Source organism: Priestia endophytica (genome assembly GCF_026790145.1).
Taxonomy (GTDB): Bacteria; Bacillota; Bacilli; order Bacillales; family Bacillaceae_H; genus Bacillus_I; species Bacillus_I endophytica_A.
Map to the genome: position 1 here is coordinate 126,377 of NZ_JALAMS010000020.1, position 25,761 is coordinate 152,137.

Below are 25,761 nucleotides of genomic sequence, written 5' to 3' on the forward strand. Positions count from 1 at the left end.
AATCCCTTTCGTTATCTCTTATGTAGTTGGATTTTACCATAACAAAAAGGAAAGTAACATGTTTGTCTGTTACTTTCCTTTTCACCCTCTTTTTAATAAAAGGCAACAAGCTCATCAATAGAATCATTAATGCGCTTATCTACAAAATAAGCATGAAGAAGCTCATTTTCATCCAGTTGCTTTCTTCCTTCTTTTTCCTCCACAATAATGATATGTTTTTGTCCTCTTTTAAACCTACGAATAATATGATAAATCTTTTCTCCCCCATTTACGGCAAGTGGGGAAAGATCAAGGATTGTTTCCCCTTTGCCATAGTATCGATCAAGAAGGAAACGAATATAAAGATAGTCCCTTTGTTTCCATTCATAATAAAGGCTATAACATAGATAGCACAACACCATCCAAAGATGCAGATGAGTAGAATAAAGAAAAAGAGCGACTACCGCAATGCACGATAGAAAAACAGCTGAAATACGAAGCGTTTTTTCAAAGGACTTTTGAAAAGAATCAAAAAGACTAAACGAAACAAACATGAGTTTTCCCCCGTCAAGCGGATAAATCGGAAGCAAATTAAAACAAAGTAAAAGAACGTTTTGAAACATAAACTGTTCATAAAATTCCTGTGTAATAAGAGAAGACGAAAGAGCAATAAAAGATCCTAACATTAAAATAAGGTGAACAAACGGCCCGCTCAGAATGACAATCACTTCTTGATAAAGCGGTCTGTTTCCATATTCATCAATTTCAGCTACTCCTCCAAATGGAAAGAGCATAATTTTTTTGATTTTCCATGAAAAAAAGCTAGCGGCAAAAACGTGCCCAAGCTCATGTAATAATACTAATGAAAATAAGAGGATAAGGTCATAGATATGACCTGTCATGATCCCTATTGCTAAGATAGCCCAAAGAAGCGGATGGATATGCGTTGAGCGAAAAAGATGAAGAAAGTTATTCAAAGGAGATCACCTTACTAGGGTCCATAAATTTACCATCTTTATAAAGAGCAAATCCATAGCTTCCTTTTTTATCGTCCCCTTCTGCCTTCACTTTTCCAATAACCTGTCCTTTTTCAATAAAATCAAACGTTTTTACATCAATATTTGCAAGCCCGCTATACCACGACTCTGATCCGTCAGCATGCTGAATTGAAACTGTATTTCCAAAACCTTTTTTCTCTTCAATGCTTTTAACAAATCCTGCATCCATAGCTTGCACCGCTGTTTGACTTCCTGTTTCAACGGTTACCCCTTTTTTTGAGCTTGCAAATGTTTCAACAACATTCCCTGATGCTGGCACAACGTACTGAGAGTTTGCTTCCTCTGTCGGCTCTTCTCCTACAGATTTTGGAATGAGAGCGAGAGGTTCACCAAACTTCTCTTCATACCAAGCAGACATTTTAGCAAACTGAAAACTTTCCTCCATCGTATCTTCTACAAAAGCTCTTGCTCCGTCGAGCTGTACTGCTGGATTTCTAAAAAGAATAGCAACAATTAAAACAAGACAGAAAGAAGTTAACAGCTTAAATAGAAACCACTGAGGAGAGAATAACGGATGGTGTTCTTTGCTTTCTGGATTGTATTCATAAGTCGGAAATCGTTCTCCACTGTAGTTTTCCTCATCTGAAATTAAATCATCGTATGAAAACTTCCTTTGCGGCTTCTCTTCTTTTCCTCCATTTTTTCGCCGATCGGCTATTCGCTTACGAACTTCTTGGACACGTCGATTCATCGCTTCTCACCAATCCTTCAAGTCATTTGTAACAAATGTATGACTTGTCCTGTGAGGTTATGACAAAATAAAAAAGCTAGAGCTTTTGAAAGAGCTCTAGCTTTTTGATCATATATTATATAAACTAACGCACGCCGAAGAATTTCTTAATTTTAGAAAAAACACCTTGTTTGGTTTCATCTAGAGATTGAAGCGGTACAGACTCTCCTAAAATACGTCTTGCGATATTACGATAAGAAATCGCTGCTTTGCTTGATGGGTCCATGGCAATTGGTTCACCATTATTGGATGCTTTGATAACATCTTCATCATCCGCAATAATGCCAATTAAATCAATAGCCAGCAATGAGACAATTTCATCAACATCTAACGTATCTCCATTTTTCATCATATGACTGCGAATACGGTTAATTACAAGCTTTGGAGATTCGATGTCTTCTTTCTCTAACAATCCAATAATACGATCCGCATCACGAACAGATGAAATTTCAGGTGTTGTAACAACAAGAGCCTTATCTGCTCCAGAAACGGCATTTTTATATCCTTGTTCAATTCCAGCAGGACAGTCAATAATAATGTAATCATAGTCTTGCTTTAGTTCTGTAATAAGTTCTTTCATCTGCTCCGGTGTTACGGCCGTTTTATCACTCGTTTGAGCAGCAGGCAACAAATATAAACATTCAAAACGCTTATCCTTAATAAGCGCCTTTTGAGGCGTACAGCGACCGTTCACAACATCTACTAAATCATAGATAATGCGGTTCTCTAACCCCATAATAACGTCTAAATTGCGCAAACCGATATCTGTATCGACTAGGCAAACCCGCTTACCAGTTAGGGCGAGTGCGGTTCCTAAGTTAGCAGACGTCGTTGTTTTTCCAACGCCGCCTTTTCCTGACGTAACAACAATAGCCTCTCCCAATGTCAACTTCTCCTTTCTAAGCGTGTCAAATTAGGGCGAAGATGAGACATAAGCTGTGAGCGTTCAATGACAATGCGCTTGTCTTCATCAAGATACGCACACTCCATATCATGTTCTTCATTTTTATCGGCTTCCTCTGCACGACTAAAAGCTTCACAAATGCGGAGCTGTGTTGGTTCCATTTTAGAAGCTGCAATAACAGCTTGATCATTTCCATAATAGCCGGCATGTGCAATGCCTTTTAATACACCAAGCACAAAAATATTTCCTCCAGCAATGACTGTTCCACCGGGATTAACATCTCCAATTAAAAGAAGATCTCCTTCAACGTGCAAGACTTGTCCTGAGCGTACGACTCTTGCTACTGAAACAATTTCATTTTGCTGCTTAATTTTTAATGCTTCTTCTTTTGACACGACGTTTGATTCAATGCTCTCTACTACAAGATGATTTTTACTCCGAACGAGTGACTTTATTTGTTCTTCTTGATCGGGCGTTAAATATCTGTTTCCTACTCTTAATTGAACAGACACAAGTTGATTGTGTCCTCCGTATTGATTCGAAGACAGTTTTCGCTCCAATTCATTTAGCACATCGTGAAACGAACACGTATCATCGAGATGCAACGTTAATCCATCTTTTGTTCCTTTTATAATTACATTTTGTTTCTTCACAACGTTCACCTCAACGAATGTTTATTTCGACAAGGGCTAGTTAAATTCCTCTTTATACGCAACTGTTAATCTGTTAGCTTATAAGCTACTTTTTCAAACTGTTTTTTTAATGGGTACGCTAGAAGAACCACAAAAACAAGGTTTAAGATTAGTGTCGGATAAAGGCGATATGTTAGGAAGCGGTCCATAGACATATGCGTCAAACCAATCATACTGTTAATCTCGTAAACGTAAAACTCTAACAGCGTAATCCCCACAATTGTTAAAATCGTAATGATGACAACATTTGTTTGAAAAACTTTTAACAGCTTGGATACAATATAGCAAATTGCAGGCATCCCGAACATATAAACACCTAACAAGTCTGTATACACGATGTCATACAAAAGACCGAAAAAGAACGCATACTGAATTCCTTTTTTCGGATTTATGTAAATCGTCGCTAAAAGTAACACAATAAGCGTCAGTTTCGGTGATAAAATCCATTGATGAAACCAAGATTGATTAGCAAAAAAGTTCACGAATAAACTATCAGCAATAAACACTACAGAAACAACGATGGGAAGGAAGTAACGAATCACTCTTCTTCCTCCTCATCAAGTGATTTCTGTGGAGAAGGTTCTACTCGTTTTAATACAGTCACATCTTGGATATCTTTAAAATCAGCTGCAGGTTTTACATATGCTGTTTTTGTTAGCCCATAGTTATCTGATTCAATATCGCTAATTTCTCCAACAATACGTCCTTGAGGGAAAACACCTGAATACCCAGACGTAATGACTTTTTGCTTTTCTTTTATCTTCGCGCTATGAGGAATACCTGTTAGAATCAATGCTTCACGTTTTTGATCGTATCCTGAAATAAGACCATTTACATTTTTAGATCCTTGGATTGTAACAGAAGCGCGGTTTGTTCGATCTTGAGAGCTTAGTAGTTGCACTGTTGATGTAAACTGTGATGCATCTACGACGCGTCCAATTAAACCGCTTGATGTCATAACAGCCATATCATTTTCGACTCCATGAACTTTTCCGCGATCAATTGAAATCGCTTCATTCCATCGATCAGGACTTCTTGCAATGACCGTAGCATTAATTGGATCGTAATCACGTAGTGTTGAATCTTTATCAAGTCGCTCATTAAGCTCTTTGTTCTTCCGCTCTAAATCTTTCACATCTGCTTCGAGCTGCATATATTTATCAAGATTCTTTTTTAGTACTTTGTTTTCCTCATATGTATTTTTGAGATCTTCGATGCTTCCAAAGAAATCGGCAACATACTGAGCCGGCTTATGGGCCGTTGACTGTACCAGTCCAACTGTATCCTTAACAAATTGCTCTGGCCATGTGATCGTTTTACGTCCGTTTAAAGAAAAACCAATCAATGCCACGAGAATAATGATACTTACTAGTAACACAATCAATCTTTTATTGAAGAAAAATTGTGGCATGACGTTACACCTCTAATCTTATCGCTTGGACTCTGCTCTGTTTTTAAATAGATCAATATGTTCTAAAGCTTTTCCTGTTCCGATAGCTACACAGTCAAGTGGATCTTCTGCAATAACAACAGGCATACTTGTTTCATCACTAATCATTTTATCTAGGTTACGAAGAAGCGCTCCACCACCTGTTAGAACAATTCCACGATCCATGATATCTGCTGCAAGCTCTGGAGGAGTTTGCTCAAGCGTGCTTTTTACAGAATCAATAATTGCTTGTACAGTATCTTTAAGAGCGTCTGCAATTTCATCTGCAGAAATCTCAATTGTTTTTGGTAATCCTGTTAAAAGATCTCGACCACGAATTTCCATATTTTCTACATCTTCTGGTGTACTTGCAGAGCCGATTTCTACTTTCATTGCTTCTGCTGTACGTTCTCCAATCATAAGATTGTAGTTTTTGCGAATATACTGAATAATAGCTTCGTCCATCTCATCGCCAGCAATGCGAATAGATTGACTTGTTACAATCCCACCAAGTGAAATGATAGCAACTTCTGTTGTACCTCCACCGATATCTACTACCATACTACCAGTTGGCTCCCATACTGGTAAATTCGCTCCAATTGCAGCAGCAAATGGCTCTTCAATTGTGTAAGCATCACGTGCACCTGCTTGACGAGTTGCATCAATAACAGCGCGTTTTTCAACTGCTGTAATCCCAGAAGGAACGCAAATCATGACATATGGCTTACCTGAAAAAACACTCTTATTTTTCTGTGCTTGTTTGATATAATACTTCATCATTGTTGCTGTTGTTTCATAATCAGCAATAACGCCGTCTTTCATCGGACGAAGAGCAATGACATTTCCAGGTGTACGTCCAATCATATTTTTAGCATCGTTACCAACTGCAACGATGTCTCTTGAATCTGTTTGTAGCGCTACAACCGATGGTTCACGAACAACAATTCCTTTTCCTTTTACATATACTAATGTGTTAGCCGTCCCTAAATCGATTCCAAGGTCACGTGTACCAATTCCAAACATAATGTGTATCTCCCTTTCTCTCTCAAATATCACAAAGTTTTATCTATTATTTTTAATTGATATAGGACTTTTTGTTTTTATTCACTAAAAGTCTAGTTCTATTGTTACTCATACAAAGAATGTTATAAAAAACCAACAATCTTTATTGTGTCGAGTCCAAGAGCATATGTCAATGTAAAAATGGATTCTGTCATCAAAAGGTAATCTTCGACAAAAACAGTATTTTTTCAAGACTTTCTCAAAAAATCCATGCCTTTTATTATAACGTAATCATAATAAAAAAGGTAGAGTAATCTTGTCCCTGTTTTTCTAGTTTTGATTGCTAATAATAACAAAAAAACCCTGCTTCCTTACTATTAACGTATGAAACAAAATTTTGTTACACATAACCTTTCTCTCTTAAGCTAACAAATTTACGATCACCGAGAATAATATGATCAAGAATGTCGATTCCCATCAAAATTCCACATTCTTTCAGCCTTTTGGTTACTTCTATATCTTCTTTACTTGGTTCAGGACTTCCTGATGGATGATTATGAATACAAATAATTGAAGCTGCTGAGCGGCGTAACGCCTCTCTGAAGATGTCACGTGGATGAACAATTGAGGAGTTCAAACTACCAATGAAGATGGTCTTTTTTAGAAGAACTTGATTTTTCGTATTTAAAAAGAGGCAAACAAAATGCTCCTGTGATAAATGACGCATTTCTTCCATAACGTAGTTTGCGCCATCTTCAGGGCTTCTTACAACATATCGATCTGTCACATGTAGATTCGCTACTCTTCTTCCAACTTCAAGTGCTGCTATAATCTGAATGGCTTTAGCCATCCCAATACCTTTAATACTTGTAAGTTCTTCAACAGTAGCTTGATTCATAAGATGCAATCCGTCATATTTGTGTAAAATTCGATTGGCAAGTTGAAGCACAGATTCCTCTTTTGTTCCTGTGCGAAGCAAGATTGCCAAAAGTTCGTTGTTAGATAAATGACTTGCGCCAAACGATAAAAGGCGTTCTCTAGGCCTTTCATCATCCGGAAAGTCTTGAATCATAATCCATTCTTTTTTCACTTGTATTCCCTCCTTTTTATTGTGGAAGGGAAACCCCAAGTTTCTTTAATTCTCGCACCGTCTTTGAGAGTGGCAGACCAACTACAGCATAATAATCACCGCTAATTTCTTTAACAAACAAAGCTCCTTTTCCTTGAATACCATATGCCCCTGCTTTGTCCATTGGTTCTCCTGTCCCAATGTAGCGCATTATTTCTTCATCTGTTAACTCATAAAAAGTTACCTCTGTACGACTATAAAAGGTTGACGTCTCTTTTCCTTTTACAAGCGCAACTCCTGTAAAAACTTCATGAGTTCTGCCAGAGAGAAAGCGAAGTGTCTTAAAAGCTTCTTCTTCATTAGACGGCTTACCGAGAATTTTTCCGTCTATAGTTACAATTGTATCTGCACCAAGAACAACTTCCTCATCATTCTTTGGAACAGATTCAGCTTTTTGAGCTGCAAGGTCTGTAACAACCTGCGAAGGAGGAAATGTTTGATCCATATGCTCTTCAATTGTACTTGGACGAATAGTAAATACAAGGCCTGCTTCTTGTAGAAGTTGACGACGACGTGGAGAATTAAAAGCTAATACCAATGCTGTTTTCATTGTGGAAACTCCTTTGCGTTTATGATTGAGTAGAGAGATACATTCTCATTTTAACAAAGAGAGGGAGCAATCACAATTTGTTCATAATAAAAAGACCCCTTTTAATTCAAAGAGATCTTTACGAAAGTTTAGCAATTACTTTTAAAAGGTTTTTTTGCATCCCTTCTCCACCTTCTTTTGTTAACGGTACTTCAATACTTTTTTCAAGGCTGCTAAGAGAAGCTGTATATTCTTTCAAGTCATCTTTCTTTGAAAGCGTACCAAGCTGTGTTTTAAGTTCCTTTAAAGCTTCTTGTTCCACTTCCTCTCCCTCAACTGCTTTTGAAGATTGAGCAATGGCCGTCTGAAGAAGCGTTGTAAGATGCTCTCCATCTTTATCAGCAATCTCTTTCGCTTGCAAAGATCCTTCGTACTTTTTAGCATATACAGATACGCCCTGTTCCTCTATGCTTTTACCAAGAGCTCTCGCTTCGCTCAAAGTTGGTGAAATTCCTGCTATAAGAGTGAATTTATCATTTTGCTTTATAACTTCAACAGGTACAGATAGCTTTCTCCCTTCTTTTTCAGCAGCCTCTTTTGTAGAGAAAACACCTGCTTGCACAATAAAAGCATCAAGGTTAATCGTAAAAGAAGATTTCTTTTCCTCTTTCTGTTCTGTCTTTTTTTCCTCACTATTTGAACTGACCGCTTCTTTTGGTTCAGAATCTTTTCCTTCTTTTGCTTGTGCTGTTTTCTCTTGTTTAGGCGTCTTCTCTTCCGTTGCTGTTAGCATATTTACGCTAAACAAACCAAGACCTATTCCTACTAGACAAGCACATGCCACAATTCCTATTATCTTAAACCAGAACGGTTTTTTCCCTGGTGGAAAAGAAGATTTCCTTTTAATAAGCTTCTTGTTTCTTTCCTGTTTATAGCGATCTACCTTTTTGAGCGGAACAATGTTTGATTCCTCCGCAGATGCTGATATTTCCTTTTCTGTTTCTGGAAGCACCCATGAAAACGTCTTTTTATTATTCTGTTTTTTACTTAACGTTGCTTCTTGTTTCTTTCCATTAATTTTAACTAATATTTTATCTGAGGATTGCTTGTCCACCATTTCACCACCCTGTTATTCCATGATTGTACGTTAGAATAGTACCGTCTCCTTAAAACCTACACCAACCCTATCACATTAAAATAAAAAAAGAACAAGACATTTGTCGCCTTGCTCGTAGTTTCTTTCGACAATATGTGTTGTTCTTCTTTGTATTATTCATTTTTAAAAGGCGTTGTTTTCCCTTCACTATCAGGAGTGCTGAGTTCACTCGGTTTAGTTGGCATATTAGTTAATGACGGATAATAAAAAGCTGTGAAGCTAAGCACATACTGTGGCACCTGCTCAGTTGTACTTTCACTTTCCTCATCTGAAAGCTCGACGTTCTCCTCACTTTTAGCAGGTTGAAATGATAGCCCTTCAATCGCAACTCCACGCTCACTTTTATTAAACTCATTTAGAAAGCTTAGCGCTTCTTCATATGTTGAAGCTTCGAATGTCACTTCAATGCTTTGACCCTTTAGATTTCCTGGCATATGCAGAGGCATATTTCCAACCTCTCGCTTATGCTCATTCCATCTTTCATAGTCTTCTAAGCTTTGATTTTTCTCGCGCTGTTTCTTTATGATTTCATCTTTTCCAAAAGCCATATCAACGATTGTTATGTTCGCTTTTAGCTCTGCTTTTTCTATTGAAAGTAAAATGTCTTGTAAGTTCACGTCAATCGGAATAGTTTTTTGTAAATTATAGGCATCTTTTGCGGTAACTTCTTTTCCTTCACTTTCTATTTTCAGCTTGTTAGTATATGCTTGCTCTTTCTTTAACGTCTCTGCCTTTACTTCTTCTTTAAGTTCAAGAGGAGCATAGTAGTGATGATAAAGCCAAAAAATGAGGGAGAATAAAACAAGAAAACAAATACTTAATATCAATACGTGTTTTTTCTTTACAGACCATACCATTTATTCTGTCTCCTCTTGCTTTTCACTCTGTTTTTTAAGCTTCTCTAAGTCTATAATGAGAGAATATGTTGCTTGATATGTTGATAGTTCCCCATCTTGCATCTCCACTTCTTCTGTAACATTAGATGTATCAATAGACAAAAGGTTCGCTTTCTCAACAAGTGATGAATCTTTTAAGTTTTGTAAATAAAAAGCTGCATCACGATGATTCTCAAGCTGAATTTCTAATGAAAGCACGTTATAGTCGTCTAGATAAAATTGCTCGATATAACCATTTTGAGGAAGCTCTTCAACTAAGCTCGTTAATAGAAGGTTAAGGTCTCCTTTTTTACTCTCACTCCAATCCACTGCATTTTTCAAATCATGATACTCTCCGATCCAGCTTGGCACATTTAAAGATTCTCTCGTTTCTTTTACTTTTGTGATTTCTGCTTCTGTACTGCTAATATTTTCTTTCTTTTCTTGATATTGAATATATCCAAAAAGAAGAACTCCAATAGCAAGAAAAATAAGTATTAGAAAGAGAAACAATGGAGCTATGTTACGCGGTTCTTTCTCAGGTAAGAAATTCACATCTCCTATCATAAGTGCACCTCTCTAAGTGCAAGACCAAATGGAACATAGCCACTCTCAGGGACCCCAACTCGGTCATGAAGAAATAAAGCGTCTTTTTGAATATGAGATACCTTCACATGTAATGATTGTTGAAGCTTTTTATGAAGGGAGCTAAAAGCTGGGTGATGCCCACTAATCAGTACACCATTTATTTTCTTCCCAAGCGTTATTTCACTTGATGTATACACACTAATCAATCCTTCTATTAACTGATTCATATAGTCGTTAAACTCACTGTCAGTGCCTTTCCAAATAAAAGCGTTCTCCTCGTTCTTCCAGTATTCCATCCACTCGTAAAAAGATAAAAATTTCAAAAATACAGGTTGATGTTTTTCGAAAGTCGCAATCTGTACTCCTTCTAAATCAATATTCATAAGCATAAAGACTCCATCACCTGCTAAATCGAGATGATAAAAAAGCCTGTACAAAGCAATGGATGAAACGCTAGCTCCAATTGGTTTTAAATTTGTTTCTTCTAAGAGCGCTACATAATCAATAAGCTCTTTTTCAGGTGTTGCAAAAACAATAACTTTTTTTTCTTCTTCCATTTCTTCTTTATAAAAATAGTCGATCATAGGATCTTCAAACGGGATATCGTCTTTTAATTCTTGCAATATGTACTCTTTTTCTTCATTTTTATCCATTTCAAATGGAAGAATAACTTCCTTTAGGACAACAAGATCATCGGGAACTGTAAAATGAACAAGCTGTTTTTGCATTTTCCACTCTTTTAAATGTTTTTGTAAAATTGCTTGTAGCTTTACATAATCCTTAATTCTCCCTTTTTCTACAATTCCCCTTTTCAAAGCAATCGTATGATAGATTGGCTGTTCAAAGGCATTTTCTTTGTTTGTCTGAAGCACTCTTATTTCATAATCTTTGATTACAATGTTAACCAGCTTGTTTTTTTGAAAAAAACGAAATTTCATGCTGTTCACACACCTATCCCTACAAAAGTCATCATGCAAAGACCTAGAGTAATATGATTCTAGCTCGTTGTATATTAAACAATTATTACTCCATCTATCATTAAATGAAAAATCCCATATACCAACTAAATAACTGATCACCTTTCATATATACAATAAACGTTCCAAACGCAATATAGGGGCCAAAAGGAAATGGCTTCCCTTTTTGAACTCTTCCAATCATCATCCCAATAACTGCACCACATGCTCCAAACAAGACAGCAAGAAATAAAGAAAGAAATACCCCTTTTATCCCTAGAACAAGACCGATAACACCAAATAATTTCACATCCCCTCCCCCCATACCACCTCTGCTAAGGAGGAGAATAGCAAGCAGAACAAGATAACCAAGTATTCCTCCTATTGCCATATGTGAAAAAGAAGCAAGGGAGAAATACCATTGTTCCAAAATGAGGATAGGTAAGAAAAATAAAAGAAGTGAATTCGGTATAACCATATAAGAAAGGTCTGACACAATGACCATTATTAATAAAGAAGAGAGCGTTATATATAACAAACCTTCTCCAAATCCATTTGTTATAAAAGGAGCAATGGAAAAAAGCACAGCAGTACTGAGCTCAATAGTTGGATAAAGAGCTGATATCTTATATTTACACACTCTGCAGCTTCCTTTTTGCCATATGTATGAAATAACGGGAATAAGCTCTATTACCTTTAGCCTTGAGCGACATGAAGGACAGCTTGATGATGGATAAATTAAAGATTTCCCAATAGGAAGTCTTAATCCAACAACATTAAAAAAAGAGCCTAAAACTAAACCTGAACAAAATAGATAAATCGTAATGATTGTCATTTTCCGATCATCCCATCTAAAGATTTTTAATCTTTCAAATGGAAACCTCATCCGTTTTTCTATTGATTTGAAAACCATTCTCCAATGCTAGGGATTAGAAATGATGCAAATATTGCAAGAATGAAAACAATCACAATAATCCCGAAAAGAGAAAAACCTTGATCTGTTTTTAAAGTCAAAAGCTTAAATTTATTCATAAAAAGCATACTCCTTTTTCTTTCTAGTATGCTCTTGTCTACAGCGAGAATTCACAAGAAGAGGAGATTTTATTCAGTACGGTTTCCATCCCTCTCTTCTTTTGGACCTCTAACTTCTTTAGAAAAAACAGGCGGGTAATAATCATCGTTCATCACTTCAATAACCTGATCTTCTTTGCCATTTGTTATGTATCTTACAACTTCAATACTCTCCCCCTGTTTTCCTGTTCGTTCAATACGGCTTTCATTAACATTCAAAAGCGGATCATACTCTACAATTGTTCGAGGAGGATATGTCTCTTTCCTTCTCTCTTTTACTACAATTTTCTTTTTTAATTCCTTTCCACTTACTGTCGTAATAAGCTTATTATCCACAACCTTAACAGTGATAACATAGGAAGTTGAATGAGGATTTTCGAAAGTTAAGTCTTCTTTTCCAAGTGAAACATAAGCTTCATATCCAAGAGGAACATGATTCTGCCTTGTAGTGCTTATATGTCGTTCTGTGATTGTAAAATCGGTATGTAACATAGCTTCGTAGAGAGAGGAAGTGAGCACTTCCCTACTTTCTTGTAAAAAGCTTTCCTCATATTGAGTCAGAACGGCATAATTAAATGAAAATTCGTCCTTGCTGCCAACTGTCCATGAAGAAGAAGATCCAAATAGTTGTGAAAGATTTTCTTTACTTTCTTTTGATAATGGTCGTTCAACTTCAGCTACTACGGTCTCTTCTAAAGGTTCTGGTTCTTTTATATAGGATTGCAACACAAATAACGTCTTTGTAGCTAAACGTTGGCTTTGGTCCGCTATCGTTTTTTCAAGACTTTTTTTATTTACTTTCTTTTGATCTTCAGCTGTGACATGATTATAAAGATCTCCATATAACTTATCCTTGTTGATATCAACAATTAAAGACTCATTCTTCTGAGTTTCAGAACGTTTCAGTGATTCTTTAAGATGAAAAACAACGACTGATCGGTCGAGTAGCACTTCTTCTTTATCATATGAAAAAGTAAGATGGCCACTTTGTTGCCACTCCTTAACTTTATTATTAACCTTTTCATATGCTTTCTCATAAGAAAGACCACCAATTGAGATGCCTGCTATTTTTGTTCCTTTTGCAAACGATGTGTTTGAACCCATGATTTTTTCATAAGCCCATACGCTTCCCTGTGAAATAACAATGCACGAAAGAACAAAAAGTAATAAAAATAAAAAGATTTTCCTTCCCTTTTTAGTGAATCTCACTAGAACACCTACCTCTGTCCTATCTCTTTATTTTTTCAGAATCATTAGTTTTTTCCACATTCACTATGTTGCTCTTTATACATACCTAACAACGTGCATGTAAACTAACAACGCCCTTCACATCAAAAGGTCTTTAGACCTAGTTCTATATAACTTGTTTTTCCCCTTTATAACCAAGACTTTACACCTCCTATTTTATACTAAGCTAGTAAATTTTGAAAGACTCCGCTGTAAGTTAATACATAAAAAAAGAGAACTCTTTTTAGAGCTCTCTTTTTCCTTTCCTTACGACAGAAGATAGTTTCGAACTTCTGAAATAAAATAAAGGGAACCTGTTATAAGAAGAAGATCTTTCTCTTTTGTGAGATTTTGTTTCCCTTTTTCAATCGCTTTTTTAAAATCCATTTCTATCACTTTTGAACTATGTTGACTAACAGCCGCTATATGTTCTGGATTGTCTGCTCTTGGAAAATCAAATGTCGTAAATATAATGCTTGTTGCGATTTCCTCAAGTCTTGTAACAAGTTCTGTAGCTTCTTTATCTTTTAAACATGAAAACACAACGTGAACATTATATTCCTTATAATGACGTTTCACCGTTGAAACAAGACTCTCAATCCCTTGAATGTTATGAGCACCATCTAGAAAAATAAGTGGATTTTGGCTTATTTGTTCAAAACGTCCAAGCCATGCTGTTCGTTTTAATCCTTCATATATCTTGTTACCTTCTATATTTAAAAGTCCTGTTTGCTTTAAATAGAGAAGTGCTGCAAGAGCTAAAGCTGCATTTTTCACTTGATGAGCACCAAGCATCGACAGCTTAACGTTTGAAAGAACAATATCAAATCCGGAAAATTGAAATCTTTCACTTAACTCGTCAGCTTCTAGAGAAGAAGTGTAAAAATCTCTTTCAAGCACGTAAACAGGTGCATTTTCAGCTTTGGCCTTCTGTTGGATGACATTAAGCGCGCCGTTTTGCTCAACAGCAGTAAAAAGCGGGATATTTCTTTTAATAATACCTGCTTTTTCTCCTGCAATTTCTTCAATTGTGTTTCCTAAAATATTCATATGATCGAATCCAATGTTTGTAATAATAGTAGCAATCGGATTCAATACATTTGTAGAATCAAGACGTCCCCCAAGACCTGTTTCAAAAATAACAAAGTCTTGTTTATTCACTTTTCCAAAATAGTAAAAAGCCATCACTGTAATAACTTCAAATTCTGTAGCTTCTCCAAAGTTCGTCTCATTTAAGCTCTCTACTACATCTTTTACCTCATTTACAAGATGAACAAGCTCTTCGTCTCGTATTGGCTTGCCATTTACGCTAATCCGCTCATTAAAGGTCTCAATGTATGGAGAAGTGAATGTTCCAACAGTATATCCTCCTGCACAAAGCATCTCACGCAAATAAGAAAGCGTAGAGCCTTTTCCATTTGTACCTGCAATATGAATTGCCTGCAGGTGCTCATGAGGGCTTCCTAGCTTTTCTAACATCCAGCTCATTCTCTCTAAGCCAGGCTTAATGCCAAACTGAAGTCTTCCATGAATCCAGTTACGTGCTTCATCATATGTAGAAATCATTCTCTTCTTTCCTTTCATGTATAGGAAAGACGAATCTTAAAAAAGATTCGTCTTCTGATTATCCCTTAATTTCTTCAATACGTTTTTTCACAATTTCTCTTTTCTCTACATAGTCTTTCTCTTTTTGGCGTTCTTCTTCTACAACTTGTTCTGGTGCCTTGCTCACAAAACGTTCATTGCTTAATTTCTTTTGAACGCGATCTACTTCTTTATTAAGCTTTTCTAGCTCTTTTTCTAAACGAGCAATTTCTTCTTCAATGTTAATAAGTCCTTCAAGCGGCAAAATAAGCTCTGCCCCTGTCACAACAGCTGTCATTGCTTTATCAGGAGCTGTTAAGTCTACATCGATTGTAAGCTCACTTGGGTTACAGAAACGCTCAATATACGCCTTATTTTTTGAAAGTTTCTCTTTAATGTCTGCACTATTTGCTTTAATAAGCAGCTTAATTTGTTTGCTCATTGGCGTATTTACTTCTGCACGAATATTACGAACAGAACGAATAATATCAACAAGAAGATTCATTTCCCCAGCAGCTTCTTTGTTTGTTAATTCTTCTTTTACTGTAGGCCAGCTTGCTGTTGTAATTGATTCGCCTTTATGCGGCAAGTTCTGCCAAATTTCCTCGGTAATAAACGGCATAAACGGATGTAGAAGACGCATTGTTTGATCCAATACATACGCTAAAACAGAACGAGTTGTTTTCTTAGCCTCTTCATCCTCTCCGTAAAGCGGAAGCTTCGCCATTTCAATATACCAATCACAGAAATCATCCCAAATGAAGTTATATAATGCACGGCCAACTTCACCAAATTCGTAGCGATCAGCAAGGCTTGTCACACTCTCAATTGTTTCATTTAAGCGTGTTAAGATCCATTTATCTGCTACTGATTTTTCGCCTGATAAATCCAGTTCTTCATATTTAATTCCGTTCATATTCATTAGAGCAAAACGTGATGCATTCCAAATTTTATTTGCAAAGTTCCACGTTGACTCTACTTTTTCAAAGCTAAAACGTAAGTCTTGGCCAGGGGAACTTCCTGTTGAAAGGAAAAAGCGAAGTGAATCTGCTCCGTATTTCGCAATAACGTCCATTGGATCAACACCATTACCTAATGACTTACTCATTTTACGGCCTTCAGCATCACGTACAAGACCGTGAATAAGGACATCTTTAAATGGACGTTCACCTGTGAACTCAACACCTTGGAAAATCATACGAGATACCCAGAAGAAAATAATGTCATACCCTGTTACAAGCGCTGCTGTTGGATAGTAACGTTTAAAGTCTTCTGTTTCTTCTGGCCAACCCATTGTTGAGAAAGGCCAAAGAGCAGAAGAAAACCATGTATCTAATACGTCGTTATCTTGTTCCCAGTTTTCAATCTCTGCTGGAGCTTCTTCTCCAACATATACTTCACCTGTTTCTTTATGATACCAAGCTGGAATGCGGTGTCCCCACCAAAGCTGACGTGAAATACACCAATCACGAATATTTTCCATCCAGCGTAAATATGTTTTTTCAAAACGGTTTGGCACAAAGTTTACTTTGTTTTCTTTCTCTTGAAGTTCTACAGCTGCATCTGCTAAAGGCTGCATTTTTACAAACCATTGTGTTGAAAGATATGGTTCAACAACTGCTCCACTTCTTTCACTATGACCTACAGAGTGAAGATGCTCTTCAATTTCAAATAGAACGCCTTCTTCTTGCAGATCTTTTACGATTGCTTTTCGACACTCAAAGCGGTCCATTCCTTCATACTTCAAAGCTTTCTCATTCATCGTACCATCTTGATTCATAACAAGAATGCGTTCAAGATTATGACGGTTTCCAATTTCAAAGTCGTTCGGATCGTGTGCAGGTGTAATTTTAACAGCTCCTGAACCAAACTCCATGTCAACATAGTCATCGCCAACAATTTCAATCTCACGGCCTACAATTGGTAGAATTGCTTTTTTACCAATAAGATGCTTATAGCGTTCGTCTTCAGGATGAACAGCAATTGCTGTGTCACCAAGCATTGTTTCCGGACGAGTTGTTGCAATTTCAATATGCCCAGAACCATCTGCAAGAGGATAACGCATATGATAAAACGCCCCTTGTACATCTTTATAAATAACTTCAATATCTGAAAGAGCCGTTTTTGTTGCAGGATCCCAGTTGATAATATATTCCCCGCGGTAAATAAGTCCTTTATTATAAAGGCTAACAAACACTTGACGAACAGCTTTTGATAAACCTTCATCTAATGTAAAACGCTCTTTAGAGTAGTCTAAACCAAGCCCTAATTTTGACCATTGTGTACGAATATGTGCTGCGTATTCTTCCTTCCATTTCCACGTTTCTTCTACGAATTTCTCACGCCCTAAATCATAGCGAGACTTGCCTTCTTCACGTAGCTTCGCTTCCACTTTAGCTTGTGTCGCAATTCCGGCATGGTCCATCCCTGGAAGCCATAGTACATCATAACCTTGCATTCTTTTCATACGTGTTAAAATATCTTGTAATGTTGTATCCCATGCATGACCTAAATGAAGCTTTCCTGTTACGTTTGGCGGTGGAATGACAATTGTGTATGGTGGCTTATTTTTGTCATCTTTTGCTTCAAAAAACTTCCCTTCTAACCAATATTGATAACGGCCTTCTTCTATCTTTTGCGGATCATACTTTGTCGGCATCGTGTTTTCTTGTTCTGACATTTTATTCCCTCCAGCTAAAGTAAAATAAATAGTATGCAAAAATGCATACAAAAAACTCCTTCCATCTTGAAAAGGACGAAAGGAGTGAAGTTCGCGGTACCACCTTTTTTCAAAAAACGCCACACTTTGGGCGCTTTTGCACTTGAAAAGATAACGGCTTTTCGCCGACTTTTTCTAATAGGACAGAGCCGTTCAAAAAAGCAACTTGCAGGTGACTTTCTAACGCGATTGCTTAAGAAACTTCTCAGCATATAGTCTCTCTCTCTTGAAGCATCTTTCGTTATACTCTTCCTGCGCACTGTTTTAGCATTAATTTCGTTTACTTCTATATACTATACAAAAAAATTATAAATCGTCAATAAGCTTCTCCATCTTTTTTCACTTTTATTCCGCATTTTTCACTTTTCTTCTTTAGGCACATTGCCTAAGTGTTCAACATATAGTGTAAAAACATCTGTTATCGTAAGGAGATGAGAAATTTGAAGCAACGTTTCAATTCTTATTCATTAAAGAAGTGGGCCCAGAATGCAGGAGCCGTTTGTTCTCAATTTATTATTCCGCTCACTGTTTTTCAAGCGGTACGTACAATTGTTTTCCCATCTATCCTAGACGTTTTTCTTCTGTTGATTTTCATAGCTATTCTATTATCAATTTATTTTGAATGGATTTAAAAAAGAACTAGCCCTCTTGTTCAGAGGCTAGTTCTGCCATTTCTTTTTGTTTTTCAACTTCTACAATTTTTGTAACAAGTGTTTCAACATTTTTCATATGCCAGTAGCTTTCCATAAGCATCTTAACATGATATTGCTCATTATTATTGTTCTGCTGATATCTTTCAAATGCTTTGTAGAAACGTTCAGGGAAAGCTAAATATGCACAAAATAACCGTTTCTCCGTCTCATTTAAAGGAAAATGGTTTTCATAGTTCTCAAACCACTCATAAACATCTAGATTTTGAAGAGGATATGTTTTTAAAGAGCGATAATAGAAATCTGCTAAATCATATACAGGTGAACCTTCTCTCGCTTCTTCAAAGTTAATAAAATAACCATTTTCATTCTCATCATAAACAAAATGTTTTGTAGAAACCTTACCATGATTAATTACTAAACGGGTTTTTTCTTCCTCTTTTGCGGTCTCATACCATTTCTCAAATTGTTCTTTTGCAAATGTAAGCGACCTTGTCATTTCGTAGTAAAAGGTACAAAAATATAGCTGAAAAGGAGACATATATACCTCCTTTTCACTTTGTTCTACATATGTTGCCATAGCTGTTTCTCTTTCGTTCCATCGTGAGACAAGCTCTTCATAATGTTTTTCTTTTTCTTTTATATCGATTTTCTCTTCATAAGATGAAAAGGTATGAAGCTCAGCAAGCTCTCGAAACAGCTTATATGGCAATGAATCCTGTTCTTCTCTCCGTTCGTTCAGAAACCAATGTGTCAAATAAAACTGTTCTGACACTTCTTTGGAAAAGTACTGGCCTTCTAACGTTGGATAAACAGGCACAAGCTTTGTAAACCCATTTTTTTGTAGCTTTTTCATCTTCTGAACAAAATGGGGATTACGCCAAGAGGAGGATAGCCTTTTAAGCGCAAATACTCCTTTTGACGTAAATACTTTTTTCACTTTGCCATAGTCTTCAATATAGTTTGCCTGTAAGCCATATTGCTGTAGAAGGGGCCCATATGCTCTTAGACTATTTTCCATTCTTGCCCCACTCTCTTTCTTCCTTTAATTCACTCAGACAGGAATTGTTAAAACCTGACCTTCTGTTACGTCTTGTTCATCTTCTAGATTGTTTGCCTGTACAAGCTGATGAACAGGCAGATCGTAACGCCCTGCAATTTGCTCAAGTGAATCTCCTTCTTGAACAATACACATTTTAACGCACGTTTTCGTTTCCTGCTCTTCTCTATCAAACAGCTCTGTTAAATAAAGCGTATTTTCTTTACGGTGAGCTTTCGGTTCTTTTGGCTCATCTTCTTCCCTTGTAGATGTAACAACCGTCGGTGAACTGCTTTCAACAGCTTCCTTCTCTTCTACTTTCTCAAGGAGGTCAGCTTCTGAAAGTGGTCTTTCCTCATCTAGGTCTGCTAAGTACAACGCATTGTCCTTACGATGAGTTGTTTCCGACTCTTTCGTCTCAACTTCTTCCCTTACAGATGTAACAGCCGCTGGTGAACTGCTTTCAACAGTTACCTTCTTCTCTTCCACCTTTTCAGAGGAAACCGGTCTTTCTTGATGGGGTTCTGCAATATTGTTTTCTTCAGCAGGAGAATCTTCTTTGCTCAACTGCAAAGGCTCAAATACAGGAGCTTCTTCTTTTTCCTCTTTTTTTTCTCTCTTTACTTCTACTTCAAATGGTTCCTCAATTTCACTTATATCTTCTTCCTCTTCTTCTCGTTCATCTTCTGGAAATTGATAAGGATTCTGAATAGATCGTGAGCTATTTGTAATTCTTTCTGTCCATTCATCCTCTTCTTTTTCTACTTCCTCTTCGCTTGGAGCAGAACGATACAATGGCTCATATACAAGCTCATCATCTAATTTGCTTTCTTCCTCCAAACTACCCTCATCCTGCGGAGCTGACTGCTGTGGTTCTGCTGTGGCATCCTCAATACCTATAATGCAAATATCGGCTGTTAGCTTTAAAGAACGTTGATCAAACAAATCATAATCAAAACTCTCAACATCAACATAAAGCTCTTCTAAGCTCGATATTCTATCTCGTGGAATCGTAATGTCAATTGGAAAACGATGAGCAAATGTTGTAATGCCATCTTCTCTTAACTCAATGGCTTCAATCATTCGCCCTTCTGCTTGGTCACGAATAGAGCTTTCCCCTTCTTTTTGTACATATTCTCCTACAAGCATTAGTGCTCCATAAATGGATACTTGATTTCCAAGTTCATTAGTTGCTACATCAGGAGATAAAGAAATAGATAAAAGCTGATCTACTTCCTGATCAGAACGAAAATAAACAGATTCCTCTACAGAAAAACGTAGGCAAGACAGATTGTCCTTTGACAATGTCTGTTCCTCCTTTCAATTCCCCATTCAATAAGATAAAAGCCATACGGCTCGTTTCACCATTTGATACTTTCCTTGTTGCTATTTCACGCTTCTTAGCGCATAAGATGAAAATCATTTGTCTTTATAGATGTATGAGTAAAAGGTATATTTATGACTAAAAGATACCCCTAACCCTTCCACTGCTCTTTTTTCACATAAAAAGAAGCCCTTTTCGTAATGAAAACGGCTCTAGTTAAGTTCATGGAAAGTTTTAAGAAATAGGTTGTGCATCATAACTGTTCCCGCTTGTCCTCTTTCTAAACATCATGAATTGGAATCCCGTATATTTTCAAAATTCTCTTTTTCATTTCTTTTTCCGTAATCAATCCTATCATTCTGGCATGAATCAAATCCTTTTCTCTTTCGGTTAATTCATAGTTTTTTATGTTAAATTCTTTCTTCAATTCAATTATTATATTTTCTAATTTTTGTTTGTCCATTTCGATCACCCTTTATAAAGAATTTACGTATAGACTTGATTTATCCTTTACTTTTGTTTAACATTTTCATGACGTTTTCTTTTACTTACATAGTTTAAGATTAAGAAGACAATAGTTATCACTGGACGTATCCGTTTAGAATACTCCTTTGATCTTAGTAATTTTACCCTTATCGGGAGAAACTAACCTAAAAAAGAAGGGAGTGTTTTATGATGTGGACAGAATTTAAAAAGTTCGCTTTAAAAGGAAATGTACTAGACCTAGCTGTTGCTGTTGTAATTGGAGCTGCTTTTGGGAAGATTGTTTCTTCTCTTGTAGATAGCATTATTATGCCACTTGTAGGAATCATCTTGGGCGGATATGACTTTAAAGGATTAAGTGTAAAGATTGGTGATGCCACTGTAGCCTATGGGGTATTTATTCAAAATGTTGTAGATTTCTTTATTGTTGCGTTTGCTATTTTTCTTTTTGTTAAAGGTATTGAGCGGTTTAAAAAGAAAAAGGAGGAAGAGCCTGCTCCTACTCCAGAGTCTGACAGAAAAGAAGAGCTATTACAAGAAATTCTTATTACACTGCAAAAGTCAAAACAAAAGGACAGCCTATAAGGCCGTCCTTTTGTCTTTTATCCACGAATTCGTGAAAATGCTTTTTCTGCTGCTTCAATTGTTTTTTCAATGTCTCCATCGCTATGTGCTGTTGATAAAAACATTCCTTCAAACTGAGAAGGAGGAAGGAAGACACCTTCATTTGCCATTTCTCTATAATATGTTGCAAAATACTCAAGATTAGACGTTTTAGCCGTTTCGTAGTTAATAACTTCTTCATTTGTGAAGAAAAAGCCAATCATTGAGCCTGCACGGTTTGCTGTAAAAGGAATATCATACTTTTTAGCAGCGCTCACAAGACCTTCTTCAAGACGATCTGCTTTGCGCTTAAATTGTTCATATGAAAGAGGAGTGAGCTGTGTTAAAGTTTCATAACCACCTGTCATAGCTAATGGATTTCCTGAAAGTGTTCCTGCTTGATAGATTGGACCGCTCGGAGCTACTCTTTCCATAATCTCAGCTTTCCCACCATATGCACCAACAGGCAGACCTCCGCCAATTACTTTTCCAAGACAAGTCAAATCAGGTGTCACACCGTAATATCCTTGAGCACAATTATAATCAACCCGGAATCCTGTCATAACTTCATCAAAAATTAAAAGGGAGCCATATTCATTTGTAATATTACGAAGCCCTTCTAAAAAACCTTCAACAGGAGGAACAACGCCCATATTTCCTGCTACAGGTTCAACAATTACCCCTGCAATATCCTCTCCAAACTGTTCAAATGCATAACGAACGCTCTCTATATCATTATATGGAACAGTGATTGTATTTTGGGCAATACCTTCTGGCACACCAGGACTGTCTGGTAAACCTAATGTTGCTACACCTGAGCCTGCTTTAATTAAAAGAGAGTCTCCGTGGCCATGATAACAACCTTCAAACTTTAAAATCTTATTTCGATTTGTGTAACCACGTGCTAGACGAAGTGCACTCATCGTTGCTTCTGTTCCTGAACTCACCATGCGCACAATTTCAATCGATGGCACGCGCTCAATTACAACTTTTGCAAGCTCATTTTCCACAAGCGTTGGTGCACCAAAGCTTGTCCCTGCTTCAGTTACTTTCTTTAAAGCTTCAATAACACGATCGTTTGAATGACCATGAATTAAAGGCCCCCATGATAACACATAATCAATATATTCGTTACCATCAATATCATAAATTTTCGAGCCTTTTCCACGTTCTATAAAAATCGGATCCATGTTTACTGATTTAAACGCACGAACAGGGCTGTTCACCCCGCCAGGCATAAGTTGCTGAGCTTCTAAAAATGCAGCTTTTGATTTTTCATAACTTCTCATTTAATGTGCTCTCCCTTCAATTCACTAGTTTTTTTCACGCAACCATCTTGATGCATCTTTTGCATGATACGTAACAATTAAGTCTGCTCCTGCTCGCTTCATACTAATCAACTTTTCAAGTACAATATCGCGTTCATTTACCCAGCCGTTTGCAGCAGCAGCTTTGACCATTGAGTACTCACCACTTACATTGTACGCTACAACAGGTACGTTAAATCTGTCTTTTACATCACGGACAATATCTAAGTAAGATAACGCTGGCTTAACGATAAGGAAATCTGCATCCTCATCAACATCTGACTGAGCTTCACGAATAGCTTCTGTACGATTTGCTGGATCCATTTGATATGTTTTACGGTCACCAAATTGTGGTGTAGAATGCGCCGCATCACGGAACGGACCGTAAAAAGCAGAAGAGTATTTCACAGCATATGACATGATTGGCACATCTTCAAATCCTTCTTCATCAAGGCCCTGACGGATTGCCGCTACAAATCCATCCATCATATTTGATGGTGCAATAATATCTGCTCCCGCTTTTGCTTGGCTAACAGCCGTTCTTGCTAAAAGATCAAGTGTTGGATCGTTTAAGATTTTCCCGCCTTCAATAACGCCACAATGTCCGTGATCTGTATATTGACAAAGACAAGTATCTGCAATAACAACCATTTCAGGGAAGTTTTCTTTAATTTGAGAAATAGCTTTTTGAACAATTCCGTACTCATCATATGCTTGTGAGCCAACTTCATCTTTATGAGCTGGAACTCCAAAAACCATTACAGATAAAACACCAAGTTCAACAAGTTCCTCTATTTCTTTGTTTAAATGATCAAGAGAAACATGATACACGTCAGGCATTGAAGAAACTTCACTTCTAATGTTTTCTCCTTCTACAACAAAAATTGGATAAATAAAATCTTCTGGACGAAGATGATTTTCACGAACTAAAGCTCGCATATTTTCTGAACTACGTAAACGACGATGACGATCAAACATAAGCTGTTCCACGTCTAGTCACTCCCTTTTTTTGAAAAATAATGTATTAATACTTTCATCATACCATCTACAGAAGCCCTGTGCGCAATATGGCGCTCAGAAAAACCGCATGCTTCTGCTCTTTTTCCTGTTACATCTCCAACACACACAAGCGGCAGGTTCCGACCGTTTTCCTTTTGTGCGTATGGAACCAATTCACAAAACGCGTTGACGGCTGATGGGCTCATAAAAGTAATAGCATCCATTTGCTCTTCTTTCACAAGAAAATCAAGCTCTTTCTGCTTGTCCTTGTCAGCCACTGTTTCATATACTGTTATGGTCTCTACTTCTAATCCTTGCTCTTTTAGTCCTTTAGGGATAGTGTCTTTCGCTAGATTTCCACGAACAAAGAGAATTTTCTCTTCCTTTGGCACAACTTTTAAAAGTTCTTCTAAAAGAGCTTCTCCTGTAAACACAGAAGGTTTTAAAATGGAAGAATATCCATGTTCTTTTAGTACCTTTTCTGTCTTGTCTCCAACTACCGCTATCTTTGCTGTACTCTTTATTTTTTGGTTAACAGATGGATCTTTTAACAAATCAAAAAAAATGGAGACTCCATTTTGGCTTGTAAAAACAAGCCATTGATATTCATGTACATGTCTCAGCGTTTCTTTTACTTTTTCTTTATTTTTTACATGGCGAATTTTTAAAAGAGGCACTACAAGCGGTGTTCCCCCATACTGTTCAATTAACCGAACAAATGGAGCACTCTGCTCTTTTGGGCGCGTAATTAAAATGCGTTTACCAAAAAGAGGAGCTGAGTCCATCACGACTCACCAAGCTCCTCTTTGACTTTATCAATTAACTTTTTTGCACCTTGACTTGATAAAATGCGAGCAGCTTCATGTCCTACCTCTGTTGGATTATTACCGACAACACGCTCTTTATACATTTGTTTCCCGTCTGGTGAAGCAACAAGAGCTGTTAATACAACTTCTTCGCCTTCAAGTGTAGCGTAACCTGCAATCGGAACTTGACAGCCGCCTTCCATCTTATGAAGAAAAACACGCTCTGCTGTAACGGTTACACTTGTTTTATAATCATCTAACTTGTGAAGAAGATCTATTAGTTCTTGATCATCTTCTCGACATTCAATCGCTAAAGCACCTTGACCAATTGCAGGAACACAAACTTCTTCATCCATATATTCACTTACAACATCATCAGACCAGCCCATACGCTTTAATCCTGCTGCAGCAAGCACAATTGCATCATAGTCTTCACTTTTTAGCTTTCCTAACCGTGTATCAATATTTCCACGAATCCATTTAATTTCAAGGTCTGGACGATAGGACAAAATTTGCGCTCCGCGTCTTAAGCTACTTGTGCCGATAATAGCTTTTTCTTTAATATTTGCTAGCCCTTCGCCAGTTTTTGAAATGAATGCATCACGATGGTCTTCACGAACCGGAATGCAGCCAATTGTAAGTCCATCTGGAAGAACAGCTGGCATGTCCTTCATGCTATGAACAGCGAAATCAATTTCTTTATTTAACATTGATTGCTCAATTTCTTTCACAAAAAGACCTTTTCCCCCTACTTTAGATAATGTTACATCTAAAATTTGGTCGCCTCGTGTTACAATCTCTTTAATTTCAAAGTCATAGTTTCCACCAAGCTTTTTCAGCTGTTCAATCACCCACTTTGTTTGTGTTAATGCTAATTTACTTTTTCTTGAGCCAACAACAATTTTCCGCATAAAATCCTCCT

General features: G+C 37.0%; 27 protein-coding genes and 1 other annotated feature. Of the genes, 2 read left to right on the top strand and 25 right to left on the bottom strand.

Features of this window, described 5'->3' with window-relative positions; all coding sequences use genetic code 11:
• Positions 1-92 precede the first annotated feature (92 nt).
• The 18 genes from MOC86_RS16965 to MOC86_RS17050 form a co-directional block, all read right to left on the bottom strand.
• The gene (locus tag MOC86_RS16965; RefSeq protein WP_268585185.1) at positions 93-956 is read right to left on the bottom strand and encodes a site-2 protease family protein; all 864 of its coding nucleotides are present in this window, start codon (positions 954-956) and stop codon (positions 93-95) included.
• Positions 949-1,728 (bottom strand): M23 family metallopeptidase, encoded by a 780-nt coding sequence (locus tag MOC86_RS16970; protein WP_243517414.1) that lies wholly within the window; start codon positions 1,726-1,728, stop codon positions 949-951. The genes MOC86_RS16965 and MOC86_RS16970 overlap by 8 nt, the downstream gene beginning before the upstream one ends.
• A 124-nt stretch (positions 1,729-1,852) precedes the next feature.
• Entirely contained in the window at positions 1,853-2,650 is a 798-nt protein-coding gene (gene minD, locus MOC86_RS16975; RefSeq protein ID WP_019391331.1) for a septum site-determining protein MinD, read from the bottom strand.
• 2 nt (positions 2,651-2,652) lie between these two features.
• The gene (minC, locus tag MOC86_RS16980) at positions 2,653-3,333 is read right to left on the bottom strand and encodes a septum site-determining protein MinC (protein WP_026009475.1); all 681 of its coding nucleotides are present in this window, start codon (positions 3,331-3,333) and stop codon (positions 2,653-2,655) included.
• 56 nt (positions 3,334-3,389) lie between these two features.
• On the bottom strand, positions 3,390-3,905 hold the full coding sequence (gene mreD, locus MOC86_RS16985) for a rod shape-determining protein MreD (protein ID WP_268585186.1): 516 nt from the start codon (positions 3,903-3,905) through the stop codon (positions 3,390-3,392).
• A complete protein-coding gene (mreC, locus tag MOC86_RS16990; RefSeq protein ID WP_243517409.1) occupies positions 3,902-4,774 on the bottom strand; it encodes a rod shape-determining protein MreC in 873 nt (290 codons plus the stop codon). Before mreC ends, mreD begins: the two co-directional genes overlap by 4 nt.
• A gap of 18 nt (positions 4,775-4,792) precedes the next feature.
• Positions 4,793-5,815, bottom strand: coding sequence for a rod shape-determining protein (locus tag MOC86_RS16995; protein ID WP_019391327.1), 1,023 nt, complete (start codon positions 5,813-5,815; stop codon positions 4,793-4,795).
• Positions 5,816-6,194: 379 nt separating this feature from the next.
• A complete protein-coding gene (gene radC / locus MOC86_RS17000; protein WP_268585276.1) occupies positions 6,195-6,866 on the bottom strand; it encodes a RadC family protein in 672 nt (223 codons plus the stop codon).
• 34 nt (positions 6,867-6,900) lie between these two features.
• Positions 6,901-7,473 carry a Maf family protein gene (locus MOC86_RS17005; protein ID WP_268585187.1) on the bottom strand — a complete coding sequence of 191 codons (573 nt, stop codon included), beginning with the start codon at positions 7,471-7,473 and terminating at the stop codon, positions 6,901-6,903.
• A 118-nt stretch (positions 7,474-7,591) separates the two neighbouring features.
• Entirely contained in the window at positions 7,592-8,566 is a 975-nt protein-coding gene (locus tag MOC86_RS17010; protein ID WP_268585188.1) for an SPOR domain-containing protein, read from the bottom strand.
• Between the two features lie 155 nt (positions 8,567-8,721).
• Positions 8,722-9,465, bottom strand: a complete 744-nt coding sequence (locus tag MOC86_RS17015) for a hypothetical protein (protein ID WP_268585189.1) — start codon at positions 9,463-9,465, stop codon at positions 8,722-8,724.
• Positions 9,466-10,050 (bottom strand): hypothetical protein, encoded by a 585-nt coding sequence (locus MOC86_RS17020; RefSeq protein WP_268585190.1) that lies wholly within the window; start codon positions 10,048-10,050, stop codon positions 9,466-9,468. It abuts the gene before it with no gap.
• Complete coding sequence (pilM, locus tag MOC86_RS17025) at positions 10,047-11,009, bottom strand: type IV pilus biogenesis protein PilM (RefSeq protein ID WP_268585191.1); 963 nt, start codon at positions 11,007-11,009, stop codon at positions 10,047-10,049. The genes MOC86_RS17020 and pilM overlap by 4 nt, the downstream gene beginning before the upstream one ends.
• A 100-nt stretch (positions 11,010-11,109) precedes the next feature.
• The gene (locus MOC86_RS17030) at positions 11,110-11,862 is read right to left on the bottom strand and encodes a prepilin peptidase (protein ID WP_268585192.1); all 753 of its coding nucleotides are present in this window, start codon (positions 11,860-11,862) and stop codon (positions 11,110-11,112) included.
• Positions 11,863-11,921: 59 nt separating this feature from the next.
• Positions 11,922-12,059 (bottom strand): pilus assembly FimT family protein, encoded by a 138-nt coding sequence (locus MOC86_RS17035; protein ID WP_268585193.1) that lies wholly within the window; start codon positions 12,057-12,059, stop codon positions 11,922-11,924.
• Positions 12,060-12,128: 69 nt separating this feature from the next.
• Complete coding sequence (locus MOC86_RS17040; protein ID WP_268585194.1) at positions 12,129-13,307, bottom strand: VanW family protein; 1,179 nt, start codon at positions 13,305-13,307, stop codon at positions 12,129-12,131.
• Between the two features lie 285 nt (positions 13,308-13,592).
• Positions 13,593-14,891 carry a bifunctional folylpolyglutamate synthase/dihydrofolate synthase gene (locus tag MOC86_RS17045; RefSeq protein ID WP_268585195.1) on the bottom strand — a complete coding sequence of 433 codons (1,299 nt, stop codon included), beginning with the start codon at positions 14,889-14,891 and terminating at the stop codon, positions 13,593-13,595.
• A 58-nt stretch (positions 14,892-14,949) separates the two neighbouring features.
• Entirely contained in the window at positions 14,950-17,589 is a 2,640-nt protein-coding gene (locus MOC86_RS17050) for a valine--tRNA ligase (RefSeq protein WP_268585196.1), read from the bottom strand.
• A 68-nt stretch (positions 17,590-17,657) separates the two neighbouring features.
• Positions 17,658-17,897: a binding site (T-box leader), on the bottom strand.
• 162 nt (positions 17,898-18,059) lie between these two features.
• On the opposite strand from MOC86_RS17050, the gene MOC86_RS17055 reads away from it, so the two are divergent.
• Positions 18,060-18,260, top strand: a complete 201-nt coding sequence (locus MOC86_RS17055; RefSeq protein ID WP_040056863.1) for a hypothetical protein — start codon at positions 18,060-18,062, stop codon at positions 18,258-18,260.
• Between the two features lie 7 nt (positions 18,261-18,267).
• Here MOC86_RS17055 and ysxE read toward each other — a convergent pair whose 3' ends face one another.
• From ysxE to MOC86_RS17070, 3 genes are all read right to left on the bottom strand, one after another.
• On the bottom strand, positions 18,268-19,299 hold the full coding sequence (ysxE, locus tag MOC86_RS17060) for a spore coat protein YsxE (RefSeq protein ID WP_268585197.1): 1,032 nt from the start codon (positions 19,297-19,299) through the stop codon (positions 18,268-18,270).
• Positions 19,300-19,332: 33 nt separating this feature from the next.
• Entirely contained in the window at positions 19,333-20,622 is a 1,290-nt protein-coding gene (locus tag MOC86_RS17065; RefSeq protein WP_268585198.1) for a LysM peptidoglycan-binding domain-containing protein, read from the bottom strand.
• A gap of 299 nt (positions 20,623-20,921) precedes the next feature.
• The gene (locus MOC86_RS17070) at positions 20,922-21,104 is read right to left on the bottom strand and encodes a hypothetical protein (RefSeq protein WP_268585199.1); all 183 of its coding nucleotides are present in this window, start codon (positions 21,102-21,104) and stop codon (positions 20,922-20,924) included.
• Between the two features lie 212 nt (positions 21,105-21,316).
• Between MOC86_RS17070 and mscL the strand changes: the two genes are divergently transcribed.
• Positions 21,317-21,709: a large conductance mechanosensitive channel protein MscL gene (gene mscL, locus MOC86_RS17075; protein ID WP_268585277.1), complete on the top strand. Its 393-nt coding sequence runs from the start codon at positions 21,317-21,319 to the stop codon at positions 21,707-21,709.
• 17 nt (positions 21,710-21,726) lie between these two features.
• Here the strand turns inward: mscL and hemL are convergent, their stop codons facing one another.
• Genes hemL through hemC form a run of 4 tightly spaced genes read right to left on the bottom strand, consistent with a single transcriptional unit; the run spans position 21,727 to position 25,750 of the window.
• A complete protein-coding gene (gene hemL / locus MOC86_RS17080) occupies positions 21,727-23,016 on the bottom strand; it encodes a glutamate-1-semialdehyde 2,1-aminomutase (protein ID WP_268585200.1) in 1,290 nt (429 codons plus the stop codon).
• Positions 23,017-23,040: 24 nt separating this feature from the next.
• On the bottom strand, positions 23,041-24,012 hold the full coding sequence (gene hemB, locus MOC86_RS17085; protein ID WP_419146651.1) for a porphobilinogen synthase: 972 nt from the start codon (positions 24,010-24,012) through the stop codon (positions 23,041-23,043).
• Between the two features lie 14 nt (positions 24,013-24,026).
• Positions 24,027-24,818, bottom strand: coding sequence for a uroporphyrinogen-III synthase (locus MOC86_RS17090; RefSeq protein WP_268585278.1), 792 nt, complete (start codon positions 24,816-24,818; stop codon positions 24,027-24,029).
• A complete protein-coding gene (gene hemC, locus MOC86_RS17095) occupies positions 24,818-25,750 on the bottom strand; it encodes a hydroxymethylbilane synthase (RefSeq protein ID WP_268585202.1) in 933 nt (310 codons plus the stop codon). Before hemC ends, MOC86_RS17090 begins: the two co-directional genes overlap by 1 nt.
• Positions 25,751-25,761 lie beyond the last annotated feature (11 nt).